Here is a 10272-nt window from a genome sequence, read left to right on the forward strand (position 1 = left end):
AAAGACGTGACCGCATGCGGTCACGTCTTTTTTTGTCGTTTGTCCCTCATATTATCCAGGCCCTGATTCATAGGTGTAAACATAACGATACAATGTCGCGTGTGACATGTTATTGAATCTGGAGGGATCACTCAATGACTAAAGGACAGCAACCTAACGAAAAATCATTTATTATCCCGCAACCCATTCGCAGTGATGGCGCTGGTGGACCTGATCTGGGACCCAGAGACGTCATGAGAGATATACAAAACCCCGATATGCTGGTACCTCCGGCAACCGATAACGGGTTACTTCCCAATCTGAGAATGTCTTTTTCCGATACTCATATGCAATTGAACCATGGGGGTTGGTCACGTGAAATCACCGTACGGGATCTCCCTATTGCCACTACACTGGCAGGTGTGAACATGAGCCTGACACCGGGAGGTGTAAGGGAATTGCACTGGCATCAACAATCCGAGTGGGCCTATATGATCTGGGGAACGGCAAGAATTACTTCGGTAGATCAGAATGGACGTAATTTTATTGCGGATGTCGGGCCTGGCGATCTCTGGTTTTTCCCCAAGGGTCTACCCCATTCCATTCAGGGACTGGAGGATGGTTGTGAATTTCTGCTTGTGTTTGATGACGGGTCCTTCTCCGATCTGAATACGTTATCCATATCCGATTGGTTTGCCCATACCCCACCAGAGGTATTGTCTGTCAATTTCGGCGTGCCCGAATCCGCTTTTCAGTCAATGCCGAAGGAACAGGTCTACATTTTCCAAGATACCGTCCCGGGTTCCATCGAGAGCCAAGAAATTCAGTCGCCATATGGTACCGTTCCTCTCACATTCAAACACCGATTGCTGGCCCAGGAACCACTCATTACACCCGGTGGAAGCGTGCGGATCGTAGACTCCACCAACTTCCCCATCTCAACTACCGTTGCTGCCGCACTCGTTGAGATCCGACCTGGCGCCATGCGTGAACTGCACTGGCATCCCAATGCAGATGAATGGCAATACTATCTGACAGGACAAGGGAGAATGACTGTCTTTGGAGGCAATGGCATTGCTCGCACATTTGACTATCGGGCTGGAGATGTCGGATATGTTCCTGTCGCAATGGGACACTATATACAAAATACCGGCACAGACACGTTATGGTTTTTGGAGATATTCCGAAGTGATCGATTCGAGGATGTATCGCTGAATCAGTGGATGGCGTTAACCCCGCGGGATCTGGTCCGTGACAATCTGAATGCGCCGCCTGAGTTGCTCGATGCCCTACGTAAAGTAAAATGGCCTGTCGTTTAATTTAAGAGGTTGTTCAAAAAGTCCACTTTTGATTACGAATCATGCCTAGCGGCATCATCGGCTTCGAAGATGAAATTCAGCCGAAATGTCCGTTGCCCACGTAGTTTTCCTACGCTCCGCTACTCCATTTCTAGCTTCATCCCATCTTCTCGGTACTGAAAACCAGACTTTTTGAACACGCACTTTAAAGATGAACCTCTGTCATATGTGCGGAAAAGGGTAGTAACACATGCGAAGAAGAGAGACCGTCTGAACCGTCGATTCGATCTTTAAACATGAGTCGGTTTAATCGCTTGGATATACACACTTTCTCCTTGGAAGCTGTCGAGCTTCCCGTTCGTTGTCACTTCAAAATCGAAAAATTTTCTGATGATGGACGGTGCACTCAACATACTTGCTTCAAGTTCCCTTCTCTCCCGTTCCGGCAGTGCCGCACGGTTACACCACTCTTCAAACTTAAAGCGCTTCTGGAAGGAAACCATCGTTTCCATTCGGAAGCCCGCATACTCCAGCATATGAATCCATTCCGTCTTGCGCCATGCTCGAACATGGCTTGCATCCCGGCACTTCTCCACTTCATTGTAAAACTGGTCATTCTCATCACGTTCAGGTGCCACGTTGTCAATGAATAACAACCTTCCACCGGGCTTCATAACTCGTAATGCCTCATGAACAAACGAAGAAACGTCCGGAAAATGGTGAGCAGCGATTCGGCAAGTTACAAGGTCATAGATATCATCATCGAATGGCAGCTTCTCTGCATCCCCGGCAACAAAATCTACATTACAGTGTCCATTGCCCTGGATAAATTGTTCAGCCACCTGTAGCATTTCCTCCGTTAGATCGAGAGCTGTCACCCGCTGAACAAGTGGAGCCAGAGCGTTGGCTACATGCCCTCCCCCAGTGGCGATATCCAGCACATTCATATCTGGAGTGGCTTGAGATAAAGCCACGAGCAACGCGAGATCCTCACCTTTGGCATGCCCCGAACTCGTCACGTATTTACCAGCATTTTTCGCAAACTGCTTCTGCACCTGACTTTTAATTACATCAGACATTCCAATTCCTCCTGCATAAGTTTCATTAGACGAAACATAGTTTCAAAATACAATTATATTTATTTTACCATAGATGAATGTAAAAGCTGAAATAAAAAACATCCCCCAAGTGAATTTCACCCAGGAGATGTTTCTTATATTTATTACTTCACAAGCGTTGGTGACTTCTTCCACAGTCCCAGAATCAGACCGGAGATCACAGAACCAATCGCAACAGCGAGCAGGAACAATAATGCGTGGTTCGCCAGTGCTGCAACAAAGATCCCGCCATGCGGAGCTGGTACATTAATGTGCCACAGTTGTGTCAATCCGCCAGCAACAGCGGAACCCAGAATACAAGAGGTCAATACACGTAATGGATCAGCCGCAGCAAATGGAATTGCACCTTCTGTAATGAAGGAGAATCCAAGTACATAGTTAGTCAGACCTGATTTACGTTCTTGCTCTGTAAATTTGGATTTGAAGAATGTTGTTGCAAGTGCAATCGCCAGAGGAGGCACCATACCGCCTGCCATAACCGCTGCCATCCATGCACCGTCTGTGTTACCACTGGATGTGAATACACCAATAGCGAATGTGTAAGCCGCTTTGTTGAACGGTCCACCCATATCGATGGACATCATACCGCCAAGCAGCAAGCCCAACAATACCGCATTACCTGTACCCAGATTACCCAGTGCATCTACAAGCCATGTGTTCAGGGAACCAAAGATTGGATCAAAGACATAGAAACTGATGGCACCTACGATCAGCAAACCAAATACCGGATACAGCAAGATTGGTTTCAAGCCATCAATCGCTTTTGGCAATCCTTTGAACAACTTACGGAGACCAATAACTACATAACCAGCCAGGAAACCGGCAGCCAAACCACCAAGGAAACCGGCGTTTGAGTTAACCGCCATCAATCCACCGACCATACCAGGCATCAGGGCCGGTCGATCACCAATACTCATCGCGATAAATCCGGCAAGTACCGGAATCAGGAAGTGGAACGCACCTGTTCCGCCACCGATCGTTTGAAGCAATTGTACAATCGGATTCTCAGGGCTAGCGAGTTGTTCGAACAAGAAGGAGATTGCTAGCAGGATACCGCCACCTACAACAAATGGCAGCATATGCGAGATACCGTTCATCAGATCTTTATAGATTTTGCTACCTACACTAATCTTGCCAGTGCTTGCGCCCTCTTCCTTGGCATTTCCGCCTTGGCTGCGATAGATCGGTGCATCACCGTTAACGGCCTTGCGAATCAGCTCTTCGGATTTACGGATTCCATCACTCACCGGTCTTTGTAATACCGGTTTGCCATCGAAACGTGCCATCTCCACATTTTTGTCTGCGGCAACGATAACCCCTTTAGCACGAGCGATCTCATCAGCAGTGAGAACATTCTGCGCTCCTTCAGAGCCGTTTGTCTCTACGCGAATATTAATGCCCATTTCCTGAGCTTTCTTTTTAAGTGCATCTTCAGCCATAAACGTATGAGCTATACCGGTTGGACAGGCTGTAACCGCAACAACAAAATCTTCCGAATTGGCATTACCTACAATCACACCAGAAGTATTCTGTTGCTGACCAGTAGTAGAAGTGGATGCGGCATTTGCTGCTTTTTCAGCTTTTGCTTTTTCTTTGGCTGCTTCCTTCTCAGCTGCTTCAGCCTGTTTGGCATCAAACAATGTACTAACTTCGGCTGGTGTATCTGTACTCATCAATTGTGAGATGAAATCGCTATCAATCAACAACCTGGAAAGAGCTGCAAGCGTACGCAGATGGGTATTACCTGCGCCTTCTGGAGCCGCAATCATGAAGAACACATGAGCTGGCTGATCATCCAATGCTTCAAAATCAAGTCCTTTTCTACTCTTGGCAAATACAACTGTTGGTTCGTTCACCGCTGTTGTTTTGGCATGTGGCATTGCAATTCCGCCACCGATACCTGTGCTGGATTCAGCTTCTCTTTTATAGATCATTTCCTTGAACAGGACCGGATCATTGATTCGTCCGCTTCGGTTCAGGCTTGCAATTAGTTCATCAATAGCCTCATCTTTGGTTGTGGCTTGCAGGTCCATGATCATCGTTTCTTGGATCATCAAGTCTGTTATTCTCATCTCGGTACACTCCCTTAAGTTCAGTCGGCCTGCCTAGGCAGGCCTCACTACATTACAATTACAGTAAAAACCTTTTATATTGCCGTTAGACTAGATCGCTGTAATGGTTACTTGATTGCGTAATTCATCAATCAGTTCGCGTGTTGCCAGATCATCCGAGAACGCAGTCGCGCTTCCAGATGCAACCCCGGTGCGGAAAGCTTCCAGCAAATCTCCGCTCTGTACATAGGTACCTACGAATCCGCCAATCATGGAGTCACCGGCACCAACCGAGTTTTTCACAGTGCCTTTTGGCACATTCGCATGATGAACTTCGGCTTTGGTAATGAATAATGCACCCTCGCCTGCCATGGAGATCAACACATGTTTGGCACCGGCTTCCAGCAACTTACGCCCGTATAACACCAGTTCCTCGCGAGTATTAATCGTTACACCGAACAGTTCAGCCAGTTCATGATGATTTGGCTTCACCAGCAATGGTTCATGTACAAGAGCTTCCATTAACGCAGGGCCAGTTGTATCAATCACAAATTCGGCACCCGTTTGCTTGCATACTTTAATGAGACGATCATAAAAATCCGTTCCAAGTGAAGGCGGTACACTTCCGGAGAGAATGACAATATCTCCTTTTTCCAACGAAGACAATTTGTGAAGCAACTGCTCCGCCTCTTCGGCACTTATTGCAGGTCCAAGACCATTAATCTCTGTCTCTTCTCCATGCTTCAGCTTGATGTTAATGCGAGTATCGTCTGCAATCGTAACAAAGTCTGTCCGAATGTTATCTTCTTGCAACTTGTCATTAATGAAACGTCCAGTAAATCCACCAAGGAAACCAATAGCCGTGTTATCTGCTCCAAGTTGATTCAGTATGCGAGAGACATTAATGCCTTTGCCGCCAGGGAGCTTCAAATCCCGATTCATTCGATTCAATCCGCCAAGCTTCAGCTCATCCACTTCCACGATGTAATCAATGGACGGGTTAAGTGTTATCGTATATATCATCGTTATCCCTCAATTATTTTAGTTTTCTGGGCGATTCCATGCCGCCAATGTTCTGGCATCTGCTCGGTAATCAAATCGGCCTCCTCCAAATCAAACAATTTGGCAAAAGTAATTTCCCCTATTTTGCTGGAATCAGCCAGCACATAAGATTTTCCCGACAATTGATGTGCACGCCTTTTAATCAAGGCTTCCTCCGGATCCGGTGTTGTATACCCCATTTCGGGATCAACTCCGTTGCTTCCAAGAAAACATTTATCAAAACGGAAATTATCCATGTTCTGTAATGCGATACTGCCAATGACTGCTTTTGTATGAATTTTCATCATACCTCCGAGCAAATAACTGCGAATACGCTTGCTTACCAAAGCCTCAACATGTGAAAGTCCATTGGTAACAACCGTTACGTCTTTAGCTTCAATAAAAGGAATCATGGCTAACGTTGTCGTTCCTGCATCCAGATAAATGCATTCGCCATTTTCGATCTCCTGTGCAGCCAAACGGGCAATCGTCGTTTTTTGTTGAATGTTTTTGAACGTTTTTTCTTCCATGCCCGGTTCCAGCGTTTTTTCATTCACCAGTGCGGCACCGCCGTGGATGCGTTTGAGCATCTGACGACTCTCAAGATCGATCAAGTCACGCCTAATCGTTGATTCAGAAGCACCCAACACATCAACAAGCTCTTGCAATTTCACAATTCCCTGTAAATGTAAGCGCTCTATAATTGCAGCATATCGTTCTTCAGTCAGCATCTTCATTCCTCCAACTGCTTCTATAGTATCATAATTCACTCAAAAAACAACCACTTTCATTCAAAATAATTTAAAAACATTCAAAAACCCGCATCTTTCGACTTATTTTCTTGTCCAATTGTCCCTTTCTTACTTCATGTTCTTAAAGTTGGAATTCCGTGCCCTTCAAATCTTCATTAAAAATCCTGCAGCCTCCAGCGCTGGATGCGCGGCGTTGCAGGATTTTGCTGTTCATGGGAACTGCATGACGTTTATGACTCTACAACCATAGCATCCGGTTTGGGTTTAAGCCATTTGCCATCTTCATTAATAAAAGCACCCTTGAAGCGGCCCATCTCCAATTGTTCAATTAACCTCTCCTCGTCCATGACCAGAATCTCAGCGAGCTGCCCCAAGGTGTAATAATGAGCGGGATTGTAATCGAGCAGCACAGGAACAGACGTATCATATAGTTCTTTGATCAGATTCTCAAAGGAATGCCGACCCAGGTTCTCCATATCTCTATAAAACTGCAAATGTTGGGACACCATATTACGGAAAGATTTATTCTCCAGATGCATCCACAACGTATTGCAAGCCCGAACACTCATATGATTTTGTTCCACATCGTAAAATTGAACTTCTTCAATCTTCATGTATTTCTCTTGAAATGCTACGATCTTAATCAAAGGTACATTTCGTTTACGCGACGCTTTCTTCAAATGGGCTCTAAATTGTTCATAGTTCATTTCATTCATCTATTATCCCTGCCTTTAACATGTTCCAACCGACATTTTACAACAAATTAAAGGCAAGTGTAACCTTCATCATATAAAAAGCAAAAAAACGTGCAGCATCAGATGCCACACGTTCACAATATTATGGAGTGCGTTTACTCAGCGAGAGCAGCACTTTTCACCCAAGTAGCCGTAAATTCCTGTTCTTCATACGCATAAAATTGTTGCAAAATAACCTCTCGATCATCGAGGAACAACTGATCCGCTATGGCAGAGACCAGTTTCGGCACTGCACTCTTCGTTCCCGATATTGCCGATGCCGACAGACCACAGCTGGCAAGTGCAGAGTAGTTGAATACAAACAGTCCGTGCAACGGTTTCTCACCCTGTTCACTCCTGCTTGTCATTGCAAACCCGGAACTCAGGTATGGATGTGCGTCCAGCAACGCATTGCGAAGCTCTGGCGGAGCCTGGTAACAATCCTCCCAACGTGCGATGTATGGCTCCACAAGCTTCAGTTCAGGACGGAGTGCCGGATCACTGAGAAGACCTGTGCTAATAATCAGAAAATCAAACTCATATGCTCCCTGTGTGGTATGCACAATCGCGCCTTGGTCTGTTGCTTCTACACTCAGCCAAGGCGAATTCAAATGTAGTTCGAATCCAGGCCAGGCTGCCGCACGATTAAACGTATCGTTGGTTGGGGGTTGATTGAATTTGAAGAAATGAGAGATCACTTCATATTTATCAGCAACCGGAAGAGCGTGGTATCGCTCAATCATACCGGATTGTTCCATCTGACGAATAGGATTAACACTAGGCAGCTGTTCCCGCCGCACAAATACATGAGCTTCCGCCACGCCCGTGGCAAGAGCATAGCTCGCATTATCGAATGCAGAAGCGCCGCCGCCAAGTACAGCAACCCTTTTACCTTTTAACCGATCAAAATCAATTGCTTCCGACGTATGTGCATACCGATCCCGAGGTAATCTATCCGCAATCATGGATGGCACATGCCACTCTCCACCACCTTGTATTCCCGTAGCAAACACTACTTTGCGAGCAAGTATGACATCCATCTGAGTTCCTGCCCTGTTCACATGAAGTCGATGTATACCGTCCTCTATTGGCTCAACCAGTGTCAATTTCATCTCATTAAGCACAGGCAGATTCAGCACTTTCCGATACCAGCGTAAATAATTCATCCAGTCTCCGCGCGGGATCTTATCTACCTCTTCCCAACCTTCGGGCCCAACCTGTGCTTCCCACCATGAGCGAAAGGTTAACGAGGGGATACCCAGATCGATGGAAGTAAGATGCTTGGGTGTACGTAAAGTAACCATACGCGCATAAGTCTCCCAAGGTCCCTCAAGCCCCGATGTATTCTCGTCAATAACAACAATATTGGAGATCCGTTCACGAAGAAGTCCAAATGCCGCCCCTAATCCACTCTGGCCTCCACCCACAATGACGACATCATAGACATGACCATCCGCATGTTCTCTTGGACGTACCCAATTCGCGCCACCAAATGACAAATACGCCAGATCATTCTTCACACGTTCATTCAAAGCTTCCAGGCTCATGATTCATCAACCCTTTCGAGATACATATATGAACTAGTCTTTCTTTGATTATTTGATGTAAGTTTGTTGTTAGTTATATTGAGGAGAATTGTGATTTCATCTTGTATTCCTAAAATATATTAGCGTTATTATATGAGTTATCGGAGATGAATTGAAGTTGGCGGCAGATTTATTGTCATCAAAACTAAAAATATCTAACATGCTTGTTAATTCGCACGAAACACTAATTGGATGGTACCTTCCTCTTTTAAAGTGCTTTTTTCCTGATGGATGCTCTACAGAAAATAAAAAAAGACAGACCAAGATGTAACCTTGGTCTGTCTTATTAAAGGAATGCTATTGGCCGGCTTGTTCACGGCGCTGCAATTTTTCATTGGTTAATTTCTCAGGGGTCACATCATGACCCAGTGGGTCCACAACGGATACTGCCAGCATGGTTGTCAGCACCTGACCTCGAATAGCCTGTAAATATTGTTTTCTAAGCTCCTGCTGCTCGCTTTTTTCTGCTTTTGTCAAACCGACGCTGCTGCGTTGTTTTCGACTTAATTCGTTAATGCGTCCCAAAATAGGAATCATGAAATCCACCTCACTTGTTATTCCACTTGCCAAAAGATATTTCGAATATCTTCAAACTAACTTATTACAACTTTACGAATTTGTCCATAGGCGCAATCCGTTGAGAAGTGTTTAGGTGATCTCATGCACAGACCACACAATGCCATTTGTAGCACCACTGCCAAGGTTCAATGTAATCGTCAACCCGTTTGCAGCATAGAACAGTCCAATCACATCTCCCGCGTTCAATGCGACTTCTACTGCCAAAGTCACTGAACCACTTCCCAGCACTGCCCGCAGTGTGAGTAGCGTAATCGCGACATTTAGGACGGGCAACAAACCACTGACAAGTGTCGTTACCGTAGGTGATGTTCTCTGTACAAGAAAGGCTGGGTTAACCCCAGCACCCAGAGATAGGGCAATCGCTGCAGTCGTTGCATAATTGATCGTGGCCACAATAGAGTATCTTCCGGTTACCGGGACGGTATAATTTCCTGTTGTTGCATTGAAATTTGCATTACCGTAATAAGGAGCCGTAGTCGTCCAGTTGGTTAACTGAGTGCTGGTTGCTGTCGAAAGTGTAGCCAGGAATGCCGAGAACCCTTGTGTTGCAAAATTGGGGCCGGTTGGGCCCGTGGCTCCTGTCAGCCCCGTTGCCCCAATCGCACCTGTAGTTCCTGTTATGCCTGTTGCTCCAGTAGCTCCCGTAGCTCCGGTTGCACTCGTTACACCAGTTATGCCGGTAGCTCCTGTAAGTCCATTAGCACCAGTTGGTCCAGTCGGGCCGGTTGGGCCTGTGATGCCTGTAACCCCAGTAGTTCCTGTACTTCCAGTAGCTCCGGCAACCCCAGTTGCACCTGTAGAACCAGTAGCCCCCGTAATGCCTGCTGTTCCGGTTATTCCTGTAACTCCTGTTGTGCCGGTACTTCCGGTGGTGCCCGTTGCACCTGTAGTTCCTGTTGTCCCAGTTACACCAGTTAGTCCTGTAGCTCCCGTTATTCCTGTTTCTCCAGTTGCTCCGGTCGCGCCAGTAATACCCGTGGTTCCTGTTGTTCCAGTCACACCTGTAATCCCAGTGGCTCCAGTCGTACCTGTTGTACCCGTAGTTCCAGTCGCGCCGGTTACGCCAGTAACTCCGGTAGTTCCCGTTGCTCCAGTAGCCCCGGTCGGTCCCGTCACACCAGTCGTACCTGTGAC

General features: G+C 46.4%; 8 protein-coding genes and 1 pseudogene. 1 reads left to right on the forward strand and 8 read right to left on the reverse strand.

From position 1 onward, the window contains the following. Nucleotides 1-134: 134 nt before the first annotated feature. A complete protein-coding gene (locus PAEAM_RS22290) occupies nucleotides 135-1298 on the forward strand; it encodes an oxalate decarboxylase family bicupin (RefSeq protein ID WP_100529029.1) in 1164 nt (387 codons plus the stop codon). Between the two features lie 269 nt (nucleotides 1299-1567). Here the strand turns inward: PAEAM_RS22290 and PAEAM_RS22295 are convergent, their stop codons facing one another. The 8 genes and pseudogenes from PAEAM_RS22295 to PAEAM_RS22330 all read right to left on the reverse strand — a co-directional run. Then, nucleotides 1568-2356 (reverse strand): class I SAM-dependent methyltransferase, encoded by a 789-nt coding sequence (locus PAEAM_RS22295; RefSeq protein WP_100529030.1) that lies wholly within the window; start codon nucleotides 2354-2356, stop codon nucleotides 1568-1570. 143 nt (nucleotides 2357-2499) lie between these two features. Next, complete coding sequence (locus PAEAM_RS22300; protein WP_100529031.1) at nucleotides 2500-4467, reverse strand: PTS fructose transporter subunit IIABC; 1968 nt, start codon at nucleotides 4465-4467, stop codon at nucleotides 2500-2502. A gap of 90 nt (nucleotides 4468-4557) precedes the next feature. Next, on the reverse strand, nucleotides 4558-5469 hold the full coding sequence (pfkB, locus tag PAEAM_RS22305) for a 1-phosphofructokinase (protein ID WP_100529032.1): 912 nt from the start codon (nucleotides 5467-5469) through the stop codon (nucleotides 4558-4560). A gap of 2 nt (nucleotides 5470-5471) precedes the next feature. Then, the gene (locus PAEAM_RS22310; RefSeq protein ID WP_100529033.1) at nucleotides 5472-6218 is read right to left on the reverse strand and encodes a DeoR/GlpR family DNA-binding transcription regulator; all 747 of its coding nucleotides are present in this window, start codon (nucleotides 6216-6218) and stop codon (nucleotides 5472-5474) included. A gap of 251 nt (nucleotides 6219-6469) precedes the next feature. Further along, a complete protein-coding gene (locus PAEAM_RS22315) occupies nucleotides 6470-6919 on the reverse strand; it encodes a hypothetical protein (protein WP_165790018.1) in 450 nt (149 codons plus the stop codon). A 170-nt stretch (nucleotides 6920-7089) separates the two neighbouring features. Next, nucleotides 7090-8520, reverse strand: a complete 1431-nt coding sequence (locus PAEAM_RS22320; RefSeq protein ID WP_100529035.1) for a flavin-containing monooxygenase — start codon at nucleotides 8518-8520, stop codon at nucleotides 7090-7092. A 336-nt stretch (nucleotides 8521-8856) separates the two neighbouring features. Continuing rightward, complete coding sequence (locus tag PAEAM_RS22325; protein ID WP_047842338.1) at nucleotides 8857-9096, reverse strand: DUF896 domain-containing protein; 240 nt, start codon at nucleotides 9094-9096, stop codon at nucleotides 8857-8859. A gap of 111 nt (nucleotides 9097-9207) precedes the next feature. Then, a pseudogene (locus PAEAM_RS22330) lies at nucleotides 9208-10272 on the reverse strand (collagen-like protein); the annotation flags it as partial.

It is taken from the genome of Paenibacillus sp. GM1FR (genome assembly GCF_002803315.1).
Taxonomy (GTDB): domain Bacteria; phylum Bacillota; class Bacilli; order Paenibacillales; family Paenibacillaceae; genus Paenibacillus; species Paenibacillus amylolyticus.